Origin of the sequence: Streptosporangium sp. NPDC050855 (assembly GCF_044456585.1) — a bacterium.
Taxonomy (GTDB): Bacteria; Actinomycetota; Actinomycetes; order Streptosporangiales; family Streptosporangiaceae; genus Streptosporangium; species Streptosporangium longisporum.
The window spans coordinates 299,346-314,975 of sequence record NZ_JBITFY010000011.1 but is presented as its reverse complement, the minus strand read 5'-3'; the positions used below and the strand labels follow the sequence as shown (position 1 = coordinate 314,975).

Annotated in this window: 17 protein-coding genes; 13 read left to right on the top strand and 4 right to left on the bottom strand. The window is 73.1% G+C overall.

Annotated elements, in window-relative coordinates:
- From rpsN to ACIBCT_RS23470, 9 genes are all read left to right on the top strand, one after another.
- Positions 1–174 (top strand): 30S ribosomal protein S14 (gene rpsN / locus ACIBCT_RS23510; RefSeq protein ID WP_399191849.1); only part of this gene is annotated, 174 nt, incomplete at its 5' end.
- A gap of 3 nt (positions 175–177) precedes the next feature.
- A complete protein-coding gene (gene rpmF, locus ACIBCT_RS23505; RefSeq protein ID WP_399191828.1) occupies positions 178–345 on the top strand; it encodes a 50S ribosomal protein L32 in 168 nt (55 codons plus the stop codon).
- 186 nt (positions 346–531) lie between these two features.
- Positions 532–1,557: an ABC transporter substrate-binding protein gene (locus ACIBCT_RS23500; RefSeq protein WP_399191826.1), complete on the top strand. Its 1,026-nt coding sequence runs from the start codon at positions 532–534 to the stop codon at positions 1,555–1,557.
- 62 nt (positions 1,558–1,619) lie between these two features.
- On the top strand, positions 1,620–2,390 hold the full coding sequence (locus ACIBCT_RS23495; RefSeq protein WP_399191824.1) for a class I SAM-dependent methyltransferase: 771 nt from the start codon (positions 1,620–1,622) through the stop codon (positions 2,388–2,390).
- Complete coding sequence (locus ACIBCT_RS23490; RefSeq protein WP_399191822.1) at positions 2,387–3,472, top strand: FecCD family ABC transporter permease; 1,086 nt, start codon at positions 2,387–2,389, stop codon at positions 3,470–3,472. The genes ACIBCT_RS23495 and ACIBCT_RS23490 overlap by 4 nt, the downstream gene beginning before the upstream one ends.
- Complete coding sequence (locus ACIBCT_RS23485; RefSeq protein ID WP_399191820.1) at positions 3,469–4,257, top strand: ABC transporter ATP-binding protein; 789 nt, start codon at positions 3,469–3,471, stop codon at positions 4,255–4,257. The genes ACIBCT_RS23490 and ACIBCT_RS23485 overlap by 4 nt, the downstream gene beginning before the upstream one ends.
- 114 nt (positions 4,258–4,371) lie before the next feature.
- A complete protein-coding gene (locus tag ACIBCT_RS23480) occupies positions 4,372–4,722 on the top strand; it encodes an ArsR/SmtB family transcription factor (protein ID WP_399191818.1) in 351 nt (116 codons plus the stop codon).
- Between the two features lie 23 nt (positions 4,723–4,745).
- Complete coding sequence (gene arsB, locus ACIBCT_RS23475; RefSeq protein ID WP_399191816.1) at positions 4,746–5,861, top strand: ACR3 family arsenite efflux transporter; 1,116 nt, start codon at positions 4,746–4,748, stop codon at positions 5,859–5,861.
- Positions 5,854–6,258, top strand: coding sequence for an arsenate reductase ArsC (locus ACIBCT_RS23470; RefSeq protein WP_399191814.1), 405 nt, complete (start codon positions 5,854–5,856; stop codon positions 6,256–6,258). Before arsB ends, ACIBCT_RS23470 begins: the two co-directional genes overlap by 8 nt.
- A 20-nt stretch (positions 6,259–6,278) precedes the next feature.
- Here ACIBCT_RS23470 and ACIBCT_RS23465 read toward each other — a convergent pair whose 3' ends face one another.
- Positions 6,279–7,601: an MFS transporter gene (locus ACIBCT_RS23465; protein ID WP_399191812.1), complete on the bottom strand. Its 1,323-nt coding sequence runs from the start codon at positions 7,599–7,601 to the stop codon at positions 6,279–6,281.
- A gap of 579 nt (positions 7,602–8,180) precedes the next feature.
- Here ACIBCT_RS23465 and ACIBCT_RS23460 point away from each other — a divergent pair.
- The 4 genes from ACIBCT_RS23460 to ACIBCT_RS23445 all read left to right on the top strand — a co-directional run bounded on the left by ACIBCT_RS23460 (position 8,181) and on the right by ACIBCT_RS23445 (position 12,239).
- Positions 8,181–9,098: an ABC transporter ATP-binding protein gene (locus ACIBCT_RS23460; RefSeq protein ID WP_399191810.1), complete on the top strand. Its 918-nt coding sequence runs from the start codon at positions 8,181–8,183 to the stop codon at positions 9,096–9,098.
- 227 nt (positions 9,099–9,325) lie between these two features.
- Positions 9,326–10,111 carry an ABC transporter permease gene (locus ACIBCT_RS23455; protein ID WP_399191808.1) on the top strand — a complete coding sequence of 262 codons (786 nt, stop codon included), beginning with the start codon at positions 9,326–9,328 and terminating at the stop codon, positions 10,109–10,111.
- A 46-nt stretch (positions 10,112–10,157) separates the two neighbouring features.
- Complete coding sequence (locus ACIBCT_RS23450; protein WP_399191806.1) at positions 10,158–11,462, top strand: sensor histidine kinase; 1,305 nt, start codon at positions 10,158–10,160, stop codon at positions 11,460–11,462.
- Between the two features lie 99 nt (positions 11,463–11,561).
- Entirely contained in the window at positions 11,562–12,239 is a 678-nt protein-coding gene (locus tag ACIBCT_RS23445) for a response regulator (protein WP_399191847.1), read from the top strand.
- 44 nt (positions 12,240–12,283) lie between these two features.
- Here ACIBCT_RS23445 and ACIBCT_RS23440 read toward each other — a convergent pair whose 3' ends face one another.
- The 3 genes from ACIBCT_RS23440 to ACIBCT_RS23430 all read right to left on the bottom strand — a co-directional run bounded on the left by ACIBCT_RS23440 (position 12,284) and on the right by ACIBCT_RS23430 (position 15,594).
- A complete protein-coding gene (locus ACIBCT_RS23440) occupies positions 12,284–13,351 on the bottom strand; it encodes a GlxA family transcriptional regulator (RefSeq protein WP_399191804.1) in 1,068 nt (355 codons plus the stop codon).
- Between the two features lie 390 nt (positions 13,352–13,741).
- Positions 13,742–14,707, bottom strand: coding sequence for a LysR family transcriptional regulator (locus ACIBCT_RS23435; protein WP_399191802.1), 966 nt, complete (start codon positions 14,705–14,707; stop codon positions 13,742–13,744).
- A gap of 59 nt (positions 14,708–14,766) precedes the next feature.
- Positions 14,767–15,594 (bottom strand): TetR/AcrR family transcriptional regulator, encoded by an 828-nt coding sequence (locus tag ACIBCT_RS23430; RefSeq protein ID WP_399191800.1) that lies wholly within the window; start codon positions 15,592–15,594, stop codon positions 14,767–14,769.
- Positions 15,595–15,630: the final 36 nt, after the last annotated feature.

Sequence of the window (15,630 nt, the reverse complement as noted above, 5' to 3'; positions counted from 1 at the left end):
GTACGGGCCCTGGCCCGCCAGCCACGCGACGCCTCCGCCACCCGGGTGCGCAACCGCGACACCGTCGACGGCCGCCCCCGCGGCCACCTGACCAAATTCGGCCTGTCACGCATCCGCTTCCGCGAGATGGCCCACCGCGGCGAACTGCCCGGCATCACGAAGGCGAGCTGGTGAACCATGGCCGTCCCCAAACGCAAGACCTCCCGCAGCAACACCCGCCACCGCCGCTCCCAGTGGAAGGCCACCACCCCCGACCTGGTCCCCATCACCATCGAGGGACGGCGACTACTGGTCCCCCGCCCCCTGATCCGCGCCTACCAGCGTGGCCTGATCACCCCGAGATGAGCCGCGTCCCGGCCCCGTGACGACACGGTGACGACACGGTGACGGCGTGACCGTGTGCGGCCGGGCGTGTCCGGCCGGGCGCGGTCCCGGCCGGTGGGGCGGTCGCGTTGCGAGGTCCGGGCCGACGAGAGAGGTATGTACAGGGTCGTCGCTTCTGTACATTTTCCTCCTGTATAGTCCGCGGATATGAAAATCATTCCTATCGGGATGGTCGTGTGCCTGGTCGCGGTTCTCACCGCCTGCGGCAGCGCGGGGGGAGCGTCCTCCGGCACCACCGGGGCCCCGGCGAGCGGCACGAGCGGTACGAGCGCCGCGCGCGCCGCCACGGAGCTGACCAGCTGCGGCCTGCCCCTTCGCGTCACCGCGCCGCCGCGCCGCGCGGTCTCCATGGAGCAGAACGCGACGGAGATCATGCTCACGCTGGGCCTCGCGGACCGGATGGTCGGTACGGCCTACCGGACGGACCCGGTGCTCGACGAGCTCAGGAGCGACTACGACAAGGTCCCCGTCCTGGCCGCCCAGTACCCGGGCCGCGAGGCCCTGCTGGCCGCCACCCCCGACTTCGTCTACTCGATGCGCGCCTCGGCCTACGCCCCCGACGCCGGCGGTACGCGCAAGGACCTGGCCGCGCTCGGCGTACCGGCCTACCTGTCCTCCAACGACTGCGAGGACCGCGCGCTGATCCCCGCCGCGGTGTCGTTCGACGCCGTCTTCGCCGAGATCGGCGACATCGCGAAGATCTTCGATGTCGAGGAGCGCGGCCGGAAAGTGGTGGACGACCTGTGCCGGCGCCTCGAAGCCGCCAGGACCGCGGCCGGCACCGCCGGGAAGGTGAAGCTGATGTGGTACTACTCCGGCACCAAGACCCCGGCCATCGCCGGTCGCGGAGGGCTCCCCGACACCATCGGCACGTTCCTCGGCGCCGGGAACGCGTTCTCCGACATCACCCAGCAGTGGGCGGAGGGCGACTGGGAGACGATCGCCGAACGCGACCCCGACGTGATCGTGCTGGCCGACCTCACCCGCGGCGGCGACGGCGACAGCGCCGAGGCCAAGAAGGCGTTCCTGCGCTCCGACCCCGTCGCCTCCAAGCTCACCGCCGTCAGGAACGACCGCTTCATCGTCGTCCCCGGCTCGTCCATGGACCCCTCGATCAGGAGCGTCAGCGCCGTGGAGCAGGTCGGCAGGGGACTGCGGGACCTCGACGGCTGACCCACCGCAGGGCGCCCGCCCGATCCACGCCCGTCCAGGCCCGACCTTCCCAGGAGTTCCCGATGACCGTTCCCCTCACCGCGCCCACCCTCGACGACCTGTTCTCCCGGTGGGAGCGACAGCAGGCCGCGTACGTGGCACACCGGCAGAACCGCTTCCAGGTGATGCTCGACGTGCTCGACCTGCACTGTCCCGCCGACCTCACCGTGCTCGACCTGGCCTGCGGGCCGGGCTCGATCGCCGACCTGGTGCTGCGCCGCTTCCCGGGCGCGCGTGTGGTGGCCGCCGATTTCGACCCGGTCCTGGCGCGGATCGCCCGGTCGGTCCTCGCGCGGCACGACGACCGCGCCACCGTGGTCGAGACCGACCTGGTGAGCGCGGACTGGCCGTCGGCCCTGCCGGAGGAGCGGACCTTCGACGCCGTGCTCAGCTCCACGGCACTGCACTGGCTGTCTCCCGGGCAGCTGCTGGCCGTCTACACCGAGCTGGCGCGGCTGCTGCCTCCCGGAGCCGTGCTGCTCAACGCCGACCACCTGCGGTTCGGTGACGACCGGCCGGCCCTGCGGCGGCTGTCGGCCGAGCACGACGCCGCCGTGCAGCGGGAGGCGTTCACCGGCGGCGCCGAGACCTGGGAACGGTGGTGGGACCTGGCCGCCCGCCATCCGGACCTCGCCTCCCTGATGCCCGAGCGCGAGCGGCGTTTCGCCGACCGCCCGCCGCAGCCCCCGGCGTCCCTGGAGTTCCACCTCGCGGCCCTGCGGAACGCCGGTTTCACCGAGGTGGGCACCGTCTGGCAGTACCTGGATGACTACGTCGTCTTCGCCCGGCGATGACCTCCCACGCACCACCGCGCACCACGAAACCCGCCGATCCGGAGGCCCCCGGCGCCGCGACCCCCGGCAGGCGGTGGCCGGGCGCGATCTCGCTGGGCGGCGCCGGCCTGGCGGTGCTCGTGCTGTCCGTGGCGTTCGCGGTGGCCGTCGGCGCGGCGGGCCTGTCGGTGGGGGAGGTGCTGCGGAGTTTCGCGGCGCACCTGGGCCTGCCGGTGGTGCCGCTCCCCCCGCTGCAGGACGCGATCGTCTGGGAGCTGCGCCTGCCGCGCGTCCTGCTGGCGGTACTGGTCGGTGGCGGCCTGGCCGTGTGCGGGGCGGTCCTGCAGGCGCTGACGCGCAATCCGCTGGCCGACCCCTACCTGCTGGGCATCTCCTCCGGCGCCTCCACCGGGGCCGTCGCGGTCCTGATCCTCGGCCTCGGATCCGCCGCCACCCTGACCACCGGAGCCTTCGCGGGAAGCGTCGCGGCCTTCTGCTGCGTCCTGGCGCTGGCCGGTACGGGGTCGGCGAGCGCCGTCCGCGTCGTGCTCGCCGGGGTCGCGGTGTCACAGCTGTTCAGCGCGGTGACCAGCCTGATCGTCATCTGGGCCGGTGACGCGCACGGCACCCGCAGCGTGACGTTCTGGCTGCTGGGCTCGCTGGCCTCGGCGTCCTGGAGCGGTGTCGCCCTGTGCGCGGCCGCCGCCGGTGTCACCCTGGCCGTCTGCTGGGCCGCCGCGCCCGCCCTGGACGCCTTCGCCTTCGGACGCGAGACCGCGGCCTCCCTGGGCGTCTCCCCGGTCAGGACGCAGGTCACGCTGATGGTCGTCACCGCTCTGGGCACGTCGGCACTGGTGTCCGCGAGCGGGGCCATCGGGTTCGTGGGTCTGGTCGTACCGCACGCCGTCCGCTTCCTGACCGGCTCCCGCCACCGCCTGCTGCTGCCGGCCTGCGCCCTGTACGGAGGGGTCTTCCTGCTGTGGGCCGACACCGCCGCGCGGGTCCTGTTCACCCCGCGGGAGATCCCCGTCGGCGTGCTCACCGCGCTGATCGGTGTGCCCGCCTTCGCGGTCCTCATGCGCCGAAGGAGCACCCCCAGATGAGCCTGGACGCCCACGACGTCACCTGGAGCGCCGGCGGCGCGCCCATCATCGACGGGATCACGGTCTCCATCCCCCGGGGCCGTCTCACCGGGCTGCTGGGACCCAACGGCAGCGGGAAGTCGACCCTGCTGCGGCTGCTGGCCGGCCTGCTCCGCCCGCGGACGGGAACGATCCTGCTGGACGGGCACCGCATCGGCGAGCTGCCGCGGCGCGAGGTCGCCCGCCGGCTGGCCGTGGTCGCCCAGGAGACGTCCACCGACATCGACATGACCGTGACCGACGTCGTGATGCTGGGCCGCGTCCCGCACCGGAGGGGACTCGCCATGGTGGGCCGCGACGATCCGCGCGACGTGCTGGAGACCGAGAAGGCCCTGGCCCGGTGCGGCCTGGAGGGCTGGGGGGAGCGCCGGTGGTCGACGCTGTCCGGCGGGGAGCGCCGGCGCGTCACCATCGCCCGCGCCCTGGCCCAGGACCCCACCGAGCTCCTGCTGGACGAGCCCACCAACCACCTCGACATCCACCATCAGCTCGACCTGCTGCGGATGCTGGCCGACGCGCCGGCCACCGTCGTCGCCTCGCTGCACGACCTGAACCTCGCGGCCCAGTACTGCGACCACCTGCTCCTGATGGAGGCCGGGCGCCTGGTCGCCTCCGGCCCTCCTGCGCAGGTGCTGACCGAACGGTGGATGGAACGCGTCTACCGCGTCCGCGCGACGGTGAGCCTGTCGCCGGACGGACGCCCGCACCTGCGCTACGCCCCGCTGGACCCCGCCCCCGCACGGTGAAGCCGGTGGCGTGGGCGTGGAACGAAGGACGGCCCCGCCGTATCTCGGCCTGATAGACGTGTGTCAATATAGACAGCGGTCGACTTCGATTAGTGTCTATATGGAGGATGTCCGATGGAGCCGCTGGAGCCGCTGGAGCTGTCGGGGTGCAGCCCTCCGCTGACGCGCGAGCCGCTCAGCGCCGAGCGGAGCGCCGCGGTGGCGCGCGTGTTCAAGGCGCTGGGAGATCCGGTACGGCTGCGCATCGTGTCGATCGTGGCCAGCCACGCCGGCGGCGAGGTGTGCGTGTGCGACCTGACCGGCGCCTTCGAGCTGTCGCAGCCGACCATCAGCCACCATCTGAAGGTCCTCAAGGAGGTCGGGCTGCTGGTCTCCGAACGCCGGGCCTCGTGGGTGTACTACCGCCTGGTCCCCGAGACCCTGGCCGACCTGTCGGCCCTGATCGACGTTCCCGCCTCGGCCTGAGCGCGGACCACGAAGGAAGCGCGATGTCCTCACCCCCTCGCACCACCGCCCCCGTCCCCACGGCGAAGGGCGGCGTGGTCGCTGCCCTGTCCACCCTGGACCGGTTCCTGCCGGTGTGGATCGGGCTGGCGATGGCCGCCGGGCTGCTGCTCGGCCGCCTGGTGCCCGGCCTGAACTCCGCGCTGGAGGCGGTCAGGGTCGGTGGGATCTCGCTGCCGATCGCGCTGGGCCTGCTTTTGATGATGTACCCGGTGCTGGCCAAGGTCCGCTACGACCGCCTGAGCACCGTCACCGGCGACCGGCGCCTGCTGATCGCCTCCCTGGTGCTCAACTGGATCCTCGGCCCGGCGCTGATGTTCGCGCTGGCCTGGCTGCTGCTGCCCGACCTGCCCGAGTACCGCACCGGCCTGATCACCGTCGGCCTGGCCCGCTGCATCGCCATGGTGCTGATCTGGAACGACCTGGCCTGCGGCGACCGCGAGGCCGCGGCCGTCCTGGTCGCCATCAACTCGATCTTCCAGGTCGTCGCCTTCGCCGCGCTGGGCTGGTTCTACCTTCAGGTCCTGCCCGGCTGGCTGGGCCTGGGCGAGGGTGCCGAGCTGCGGGTCTCGGCCTGGGACATCGCCCGATACGTGCTGATCTTCCTCGGCGTCCCGCTGGCGGCGGGCTACCTGTCGCGCCGGCTGGGCGAACGCGCCCGGGGCCGTGAGTGGTACGAGACCCGTTTCCTGCCCAGGATCGGACCCGTCGCCCTGTACGGCCTGCTGTTCACCATCGTCGTCCTGTTCGCCCTGCAGGGGGAGACCATCACCTCCCGGCCCGGGGACGTGGCCCGGATCGCGCTGCCGCTGCTGGCCTACTTCGCCCTCATGTGGGGCGGTTCGTTCCTAGCAGGCCGGGCGATCGGCCTGACGTACGAGCGCACCACCACGCTGGCCTTCACCGCGGCCGGCAACAACTTCGAGCTGGCCATCGCGGTCGCGATCGGCGTCTTCGGCGTCACCTCCGGCCAGGCCCTGGCCGGGGTGGTCGGCCCGCTGATCGAGGTGCCCGTCCTGGTCGCCCTGGTCTACGTCAGCCTGGCCGGCCGCCGCCTGTTCCCCGTCACCTCCACACCACAGGGACCGCTTCATGCCTGACAAGCCCAGCGTGCTGTTCGTCTGCGTGCACAACGCCGGCCGCTCCCAGATGGCCGCCGGCTGGCTCACCCACCTGGCGGGGGAGCGGATCGAGGTCCGCTCGGCCGGATCCGAGCCCGCCGACCAGATCAACCCGGTCGCGGTGGCCGCGATGGCCGAGGTCGGCGTCGACATCACCACCGGACACCCCAAGGTCCTCACCGTCGAGGCCGTCCAGGACTCCGACGTGGTGATCACCATGGGCTGCGGCGACACCTGCCCGTACTTCCCCGGTACGAGGTACGAGGACTGGAGCCTCGACGACCCCTCCGGCCGGGACATCGACGCCGTCCGCGCCATCCGCGACGAGATCCGCGCCCGGGTCGAGAACCTGATCGCCGGCCTCGACACCCGCTGACCCGGGCCGGGCGGCTCCGCTCATGCGCGGTGGTAGGCGACCAGTGCGAGCGCGGCGACGGCGCAGGCCACCGCGACGGCCGCCATCACCCACGTGTACCCGGCCGCCTGGGCCAGCGTGATCGCGCCCAGCGGGGCCAGGGCCTTGTCGGCGACGGAGAAGGCGGCGACGCGGCCCGACAGTGAGGCATAGGCGCTCGTCCCGTACCGCTGCAGCAGCAGGTGCGGCAGGGTGACGGAGGCGATGCCGAAGCCGAGCCCGAAGCCGAGCACGCAGCCGACGGCGCCCGGTACCGTGCGCCCGGCCAGCGGGAGCAGCGCGGCGGCGACGCCCTGCAGGGTGAAGATGGCGGCGGCGATGAGGGCGGCGGGCAGGCGGCGCTGCAGGCCGGTGGTGAGCAGGCGGCCGGTAACCGACAGCACCCCCAGCAGCCCGGCCAGGGTGGCGGCCAGGACGGGGGAGTGGCCCAGGTGGACGAGGTAGGTGATGAGCAGGACCGACATCACCGCCGCCGCGCCGCCGTTGGCGGTGAAGGCGATCACCAGAAGCCGGAACGGCCGCCCTCGGGTGGCGGCCCTGACGACCCGGGCCCGCTCGCGGGTCGTGACCGGCCGACGTCCGGTGCGGGCGGGGCGGCGCACGACGAGCGCGTGCAACGGGATCGCCGCCGCCCCGTAGACGACGGCCAGAACCACCAGGGCGGTGCGCCAGCCGTGGGCGTCGACCAGCCGCCCGCTCAGCGGAAGGAAGATCGTGGAAGCGAACCCGGCGACGACGGTGAGCGCGAGCAGGGCGTTGGCCCGGCCGTGACCGTCACCGCGGACGGGGCCGGGGCCGTGCCCGTGACCGCGGTCGGGGTCGTCGGCGGGGGAGTCGTGAGCGGGACCGGGGTCGTCACCGCGGGCGGGGGCGTCGAACCAGCCGACGATGACGGCGAACGCGCTCTCGTAGAGCACCATCGCGCACGCGACGCCGATCGCGGCGAAGACCGCGTACAGCTGGGGCAGGGTCTCGACCCGTGACCAGGCCAGGACGGCGAGCGTGCCGACGACCGACCCGGCGGTCATCAGGCCCCGGCCGCCGTGGGCGTCGAGCAGGCGGCCGACCAGCGGGGCGCACAGCGCGGCGATCAGGATCGAGCCGGTCAGCGCGGCCGTGATCTGAGGACCGTCGGCGTGCAGGTCGGCCGCCATGGGAATGAGGAAGACCGAGAAGGAGTAGTACAGCACGCCGTAACCGGTGGTCTGCGTCACGGCCAGGGCGGCGACGATGCGCCACCCCTGGGCCGGGCGCCATCGGCCGCCGTTCCTAGGGACGAAGGCGGTTTCGGCGCTGGAGCTCACCCGAGGTCACCGGCGCAGCCGATCGGCTCGTGCTCCGAGATCAGGCGCAGGGCCTCCTTCTGGGGTGCGGTGGGGTGTCCCTCGGACATCTGACGCTCCTCGTGCCGTGCTCCGGCGGCTTCCCGATTGTTTAGAAGAATGTCTAAATATCGTCAGCCTGTCCCATTGATTCGATGACTGTCAATATAAATGGACGCCTGGATCCCGAGGGGCGGGCATCCGATGGTCCTCGCCGGTTCGGCCGTCACCTCCGTGAGGATTTCCCGCCCGTGCCCGCGCGAACCTCGGGCGGCCGTCCGATCGGCGGATCGCCGTCCGGACTCCGGGAAGGCCCCTCACCCGCGACGCCCTCGCGGAGCGACCGGGTCCCCCCGTCCTGTCGCGTCACCTCCGTCCTGCCGCGTCACCTCCGTCCTCCCGCGTTCCCCCGTCCGGGCGCCGAGTCAACCGATCGGCTGACTCGGCGTCCCCACCGTTCGGCGGCCAGGTCCCGTCCCCTGGCCGGTGCCGGAAAAGGGGCCGCTCCAGCAGGCTGAAGGCAGTCGATCCCCCGCTGAGACGAACCCGGAAGGACACCGCATGCCGCCAGTGATCGAGGTACGCAACCTCCACAAGCGCTACGACGACAAGATCGCGGTCGATGACGTCTCGCTCACCGTGCAGGAGGGTGAGATCTTCGGGATCCTCGGCCCGAACGGCGCCGGCAAGACGACGACCGTGGAGTGCATCGAGGGCCTCCGTACGCCGGACCGGGGCGAGATCAGGGTGCTCGGGCTCGACCCCCACCGGGACCGCGCCGAGCTGACCCGGCGTCTGGGCGTCCAGCTGCAGGCCGGTCAGCTCCCCGACCGGCTTCAGGTCGCCGAGACCCTGGAGCTGTACAGCTCCTTCTATCCCGAGCCGGCCGACTGGCGCGCGCTGATGCACGGGCTCGGCCTGGCCGACAAGGCGAAGACCGGGTACGCCAAGCTGTCCGGCGGCCAGAAGCAGCGGCTGTCGATCGCGCTGGCCCTCGTCGGCAACCCCCGGGTGGCGATCCTCGACGAGCTCACCACCGGCCTCGACCCGCAGGCGCGGCGCGACACCTGGGACCTGATCGAGGGCGTGCGCTCCCGCGGGGTGACGATCGTGCTGGTCACCCACTTCATGGAGGAGGCCGAGCGTCTGTGCGACCGGCTGGCGCTGATCGACGCGGGCCGCGTCGTCGCGGTGGACACCCCGGCCGGTCTCACCGAACGGGCCCGCATCGAGCAGCGCATCCAGTTCTGTCCCTCCAGGCCGATGGACGAGCGCCTGCTGGCGGACCTGCCCGAGGTCTCCCGCGTCACCCGCCGGGGGGAGTTCGTCGTCGTCAACGGCAACGACAACGCGCTCAACGCCGTCACCGCCGTGCTGGCCCGCAACCAGATCGTGGCCGAACGGCTGCGCGTCGAGCAGGCGAGCCTGGAGGACGCGTTCGTCGAGCTGACCGGCAGACGTCTCGACACCACCGCCTGACCTCCCCGGACCGGTCCACCCGGACCGCCCCACCCGGACCGGACCGACCCGACCTGACCCGGGTCGACCCGGACCGCCCCACCCGGCCCGGCCCGCACCGGCCCGCACCGCACTGCACCGGCCCGCACCGCACCGCACCGTCCCGCACCGGCCCGCACCGGACCGGCCCGCACCGGCTCGACCGCCACCGAACCCGCCCGACGAAGACCATCGAGAGGAAACCCCCCATGTCAGCTCTGACCACCGCCACGGCCCCCGTCACCGCCAAGCGCGGTTCCATAACGTGGAAGCTCATCAAGGCCGAGAGCAGGCTCTGCCTCCGCGACAAGGTCGGCCCCATCTGGGGCGTCGGCTGCCCGCTGCTCGTGCTGATCATCCTCGGCAGCATTCCCGCCCTGCGGGAACGCCAGGAGGCCGCCGGCGGACTGACGATCTTCGACCTCTACGTCCCCGTCCTGATCCTGTTCAACCTGGCCATCCTGGCCATGACCGCCCTGCCGACCACGCTCGCGGGGTACCGGGAGAACGGCGTGCTGCGCCGCATGCGGACCACGCCGGTCGGCCCGGTCCGCCTGCTCGCCGCCCAGCTCGTGGCCAACTTCGCCATCGCGCTCGTAGCGATGCTCCTGTTCCTCGCGGTGGCCGGGTTCGGCTTCGGCGTGCAACTGCCGCGGCACCTGCTCGGCTTCACCGTCGCCTGGCTGCTCGGGGCCGCCGCACTGCTCGCCATCGGCCTGCTGGTCACCGCGCTGGTGCCCGGACGCAACGCGGCCTCGGCGACCGGTACGGCGCTGTTCTTCCCGATGATGTTCTTCGCCGGGCTCTGGGTGCCGATCACGCAGATGCCGCCGCTGCTGCAGACCATCGGCCACTACACCCCGCTCGGCGCCGGCATGCAGGCCTTCCAGGACGCCTACCTGGGCCACTTCCCCTCGGCCGTCCCCCTCCTGACGCTGGCGGCCTACGCGGCCGGGTGCGCGCTCGTCGCGGTCCGCTGGTTCCGCTGGGAATAGATCCGCAGGTTTCCCCGCAATAGACTCGGCACGAAGGAGGAAGATCGTGAGCAGGCAGAGGCGGCCGGAGGACCGGTGCCCGGCGGGGACACGGCCACCGTTCCTCCTCGTCACCGCGGTGCCCTACACGCTGCTGGCCGCTCTCGCCGTCCTCAAGACGGTCAGGGAGATCGGGGCGGGTGACTCACCGCTCGTCGACCTCGGCCTGTGCGGGCTGGCCGCGGCGTGGATGCTCGGCATGTTCACCCTGCGTCCCGACCGGTGGGAACGGCCCCGGCTCATGGCGGTGTTCTTCACCGGGATCCTGGTGATCACCGCGATCCTGGTGGTGCGCGACCCCGCCTTCGGGCTGCTCACCCCGGTGCCCTACATCTACGCCTTCACCGTCCTGCGCTGGCCGTGGCGGCTCCTGGGCGTGGCCGCCACGGCGGTCGTGGCCGGCGCCGCGCAGGCCTCCAGCGTGGACAGGGCGACAGCGTCCGGCCTGGTGCTGTCGGCGGCCATTGTCGTCGCCAACGTCGTCCTCATGGGCGGCACCGCCTGGGTGCTCCGGCTCGCCGAGCGGGAGGAGGAGCGGCGCGAGCAGGCCCTCGCCGAGCTGAGCCGGACGAACCGGCTGCTGGAGGCGACGCTCGCCGAGAACGCCGGCCTGCACGCCCAGCTGCTCGCCCAGGCCCGGGAGGCGGGGATCCTCGACGAGCGCCAGCGGATGGCCCGCGAGATCCACGACACCCTGGCCCAGGGGCTCACCGGGATCATCGCGCAGCTCCAGGCGGCCGAGCAGATGCACGAGGTTCCGGAACAGTGGCGCCGGCCCTTCGGAGCCGTCAAGACCCTGGCCAGGGAGAGCCTGGCCGAGGCGCGGCGCTCGGTCGACGCGCTGCGGCCCGAGCCGCTGGAGACCTCACGCCTGAGCGACGCGCTCGCCGACGTGGCCGACCGGTGGTCGAAACTGCACGGGATCGCCGTCCAGGTGACGACGACCGGCACGGTACGGCCGATGGCGCCGGAGGCCGAGTTCGCGCTGCTGCGCACGGCACAGGAGGCCCTGGCCAACGTGGCCAGGCACGCGCACGCGACCAGGGCCGGGGTGACGCTGTCCTACCTGGAACACGAGGTGGCGCTGGACGTACGTGACGACGGCAGGGGTTTCGACCTCGTGGGTCTCGAAGCCGGAACGGCCGCGGACCGCGGGCCGAACCCGCCGTCCCGCGACGGCGGGTTCGGCCTGACCATCATGCGCCAGCGCATCGAAGGGCTCTCCGGGAGCCTGCGGATCGAGTCCGAGCCCGGCGCCGGCACCGGGATCTCGGCCTGCCTCCCCTTCCTGGCGGTCGGGAGCCATACATGACCGACCCCTTCCTGCCGGCCGGGAGCCGCACATGACCGACCCCTTCCTGCCGGCCGGGAGCCGCACATGACCGACCCCTTTCTGCCGGCCGGGAGCCACATGACCGACCACGCGGCCGACCACCCGGCCGAGCCCCCGATCCGGCTGCTGATCGCGGACGACCATCCCATCGTCAGGGACGGGCTGAGCAGCATGTTCGCCTCCGCACCCGGGTTCGAGGTGCTGGGCGAGGCCGCGGACGGCGCCACGGCCGTACGGCTGGCCCGGGAGCTGCGGCCCGACGTGATCCTGATGGACCTGCGCATGCCGGGCATGGACGGGCTGACCGCCATCACCGAGCTCGCCAGGCTCGGGATCGGCGCGCGCGTGCTGGTCCTGACGACCTACGACACCGACACCCACGTGCTCCCGGCCATCGAGGCGGGCGCGACCGGCTACCTGCTCAAGGACTCCCCCCGGCAGGACCTGCTGCGCGCCGCGCGCGCCGCGGCCAGGGGTGAGAGCGTGCTGTCCCCCTCGGTGGCGGCACGGCTGATGAACCGGGTCAGGACACCCGCGCCGCAGCTGCTCAGCGGGCGGGAGCTGGAGGTCCTCGAACTCGTGGCGGCCGGGAACACCAACCGCGAGGTGGCCGCCCGGCTGTTCATCACCGAGGCCACGGTCAAGAGTCACCTGCTGAACATCTACGCCAAGCTCGGCGTGAACGACCGCGCCGCGGCCGTCACCGAGGCGTTCAACCGCAGGCTGCTCGTCCCGCGAGCGCCCGGACGGCCCTGACCCTCACGCCCACGCCGGCGGGCCGCGGCGAGGGCGTCCTCGTCTCAGGGGGTGTGGCCGAAGGCGCGCCGGTAGTCGCGGGGAGGGACCCCGTGCCGTCTGGTGAAGTGGCCGCGGAAAAGGCTCTCGGAGCGGAACCCCGCCTGCTCGGCGATCGTGCGGATCGGCAGGTCGGTGGTCTTCAGGAGCTCTTCGGCCCGGTCGAGCCGCTGCTCGCGCAGCCAGGCGTAGGGCGTGGTGCCGGTGGCCTCCCGGAAGCGGCGGGCGAAGGTGCGCGGGCTCATCAGCGCGTGCCCGGCCAGATCGCCGATCGACATCGGCTGCTGGAGCCGGCTCCTGGCCCACAGCAGGACCTCGGCCAGGGGAGCGCCGCCGGGCACGGCCCGGACCCCGGTGCCGTCGGCCGGGGTGGGGGCGTAGCGCACCTGCCCGCTCTCGCGGCGCGGTGCCGCCATCGCCTCCCTGGCCACGGCGTCGGACACGGCCACGCCGTGTTCGCGGTGCAGCAGGTGCAGGAACACGTCGATGCCCACGGCCGCGCCGGCGCCGGTCACGACGGACCCCTCGTCGGCGTACAGGGCCTCGGGGTCCACGACGACCCCGGGACGGCTCTTCGCGAGCCGGTCGGCCAGGCGCCGGTCGGTGACGGCCCGGCGGCCGTCGAGCAGCCCGGTCTCGGCCAGTAGGAACGTTCCCGTGGAGTAGGCGGCGATGATCGCTCCCCGGCGGTGGGCGTCGTTGAGCGCGTCGACGACGGACCGGCGCAGGGTCAGCGGCCTGCCCTCGGTGGGCAGCACGATGATCAGATCGGCGCCGCTCAGGGCCTCCAGGCCGTGTTCGACCTCCATGTGCAGGGAGAGGTCGGTGAGCAGATCCTCGCCCCCGTCGGAGCAGACGGTGTACGTGAAACGGGGCAGGCCGAGGTGCGACCGGTCGGCGAAGACCATGCCGGCCACGCTCAGCCCGAGCGAGCTGACCCCCTGCGTGGCGAACGCGGCCACCGACCGGAAGGGCCCGGCCGGGGTGGTGCGGGAGCGGCCGGGAACGCCACGGCTCGTCTCCGCCCGGCATCGGACCACGCCGGGTCGCGATTTCTGCACGGTCGCGGACATCGGTGTTCCTTTCCTGCGAGACCGGTTCCGAACTGGGCACGCGACGGCGATGTCTCCCCCCGCGATCGCTCCGCCGAGCGTAGGAGAACGGGATGACCGCGGGCTGGACGCCGCCTGTACCCGCCTGCCTCTCCCCGGCCGCCCTCGCGGTCCGCTGACCTGGTCCGACGACCCCTCGGCGGGAACGTACCGGCAGAAGCACCCGCCACCGGCACGAACCGGGGGCCCGTCGCGGCGGAACGCGGTGGCCTCAGGCCGGGGGAGCACCGGCCGGGGAGGCGTCCGGGAGCGGGTGCGGTGCCGCCGTCACCGTGGCGCCGTCAGCGTGGCGTTCACCGTGGCGTCGTCACCGCGTGTCGCCGTCAGCGTGCCGCCGTCACCGTGGCGCCGTCACCGTGGCGCCGTCATCGCGTGCCGCCGTCGGCGTGGTGTCGTCGCCCAGGATGGGAGCCAGACCGTCCCCGGGAGCCTGGGCAGGCCTTCGAGGTGGGCGAGGACTCCCCGGAGCCCCGGATGCGGGTTCGTCCCGGGAAGGATGAGGGAGAGCGGGTAGGCGAGGACCGGGTTCACGACGGGGATGCGGCGCAGGTCGTGCCCGGCCGGCCAGACGTACCGGTCGCGTGCCCCGACGAGGGTCGCCACGTCCGCGGAGCCCGCGAGGACGTCCAGGAGCACCTCGTCCCCGAAGTGCGGGCCCGCCGCGTCGATGCGCAGGTCGAACGCGGTGGCGAGCTGGTCGTAGAACTCCGCCCACTCGCTCCGGGGAGCGATGCCCGGAACCCATATCCGGTGCCTGCGCAGCTGCGCGGGCGTCAGTTCCCGCGCGGAGGCGAGCGGATGCGCGGGGCCGACGAGCAGCTCCAGCGGGGAGTCGAACGCGCGGATCGTCCGCAGGCCGGGCCGCGCCGCGCCCGGGGCGACGACGGTGCGGAACGAGGCGTCGACGTCGCCCGCCTCGACGGCCGCGGCCGCCACGCGCGGGTCGTCGACCCGGAGGGTCACCACGTCGAGGTCGGTTCCGGGACGCGACCGCCAGTAGTCGTGCAGGACGACGGCCTGCGCGCTCCGCAGGCCGAGGACGTCGATCCGCAGGGCCCGGGAGCCCGGCCGGACCGCGGCGACGGCGCGTTCGACACCCGCGACGATGCTCCGCGCGTGCGGCAGGAACGCCTGTCCGTCGGGCGTCGGCTCGACCCCCCGGGCGGTACGGGTGAACAGGCGGACCCCCAGCTCGCGCTCCAGGGCGGCGATCCGCTTGGAGACGGCCTGCTGCGTCACGCCCAGCTCGTCGGCCGCATGCCGCAACTGCCCGAGCTCGGCCGCCCGGACGAACGATCGCAATGCCTCGGTGTCCACCGGCTCACCTTAGGCGTGCACAACCGGTCGTTGTGGCTCGCCGCGGGCCGGTTGTCCGGTCACGCCCCGGCGCGTGACCGGGACGTCCCGGCCTCCCGCGGCCGGTCGTCGCGGTCCTGCCGCCCTCCCCGGTGCGCCGTCGCCGCGGGGCCGGCCGTCGCGGGCCCGTTCGTCGGCGGGAGGGCGGCGGCGATGCAGTCGAGGACGCGCTCCAGCCCGTACCGGAACCGGTCGTCGCGGCCGAGGCGCGGCTGGCGCGCCTCCATCGCGATCTTGGTGAAGATGGGGTAGTCCCCGCTCTCCAGCACCTGCCGGATGCGCGGCAGGCTCCGCGCCGTCCACTCCGACTCGCTGAGCCCGCTGCGGCGGACCTCCTGGGCCTGGCTGACCTCCTCGCGGACGGCGCCCTCGACGTAGCCGTTGAGGATGGCGAGCAGGCCGAGGTTCTCGTCGATGGAGACGTGGGCGTCGAGGACCCCCATCACCCGTTCGATCAGGAGCAGCTGGTTGGGGCCGTAGCCGGGCAGCGACCGGTGCACGGTGGCGATCCACGGGTGGCGCAGCCACATCGCCCGCATGCCGTCGGCGTAGCGCGTCAGGTCGGCGCGCCAGTCGCCCGACGGCAGGCCCGTGACGTCGATCTCGCCCATCAGCCGGTCGGCCACGAGCTCGACGAGGTCGTCGCGGCTGGGGACGTAGCGGTAGAGGGACATGGCGCCCGCGCCGATCTCGGCGGCGATCCGCCGCATGGTGGCGGCCTCCAGCCCTTCGGCGTCGGCGATCCGGATCGCCGCCTCGGTGATCTGCGCGCGGCTGTAGGCCGGTCGCGGCCCGCGGGCCGGGCGCTCGGGCCGCATCCAGATGTTCACGTACTCGGTGTCGGTCACCGCTCCACCCCCTACTTGCGTACATGGTACCCAGTA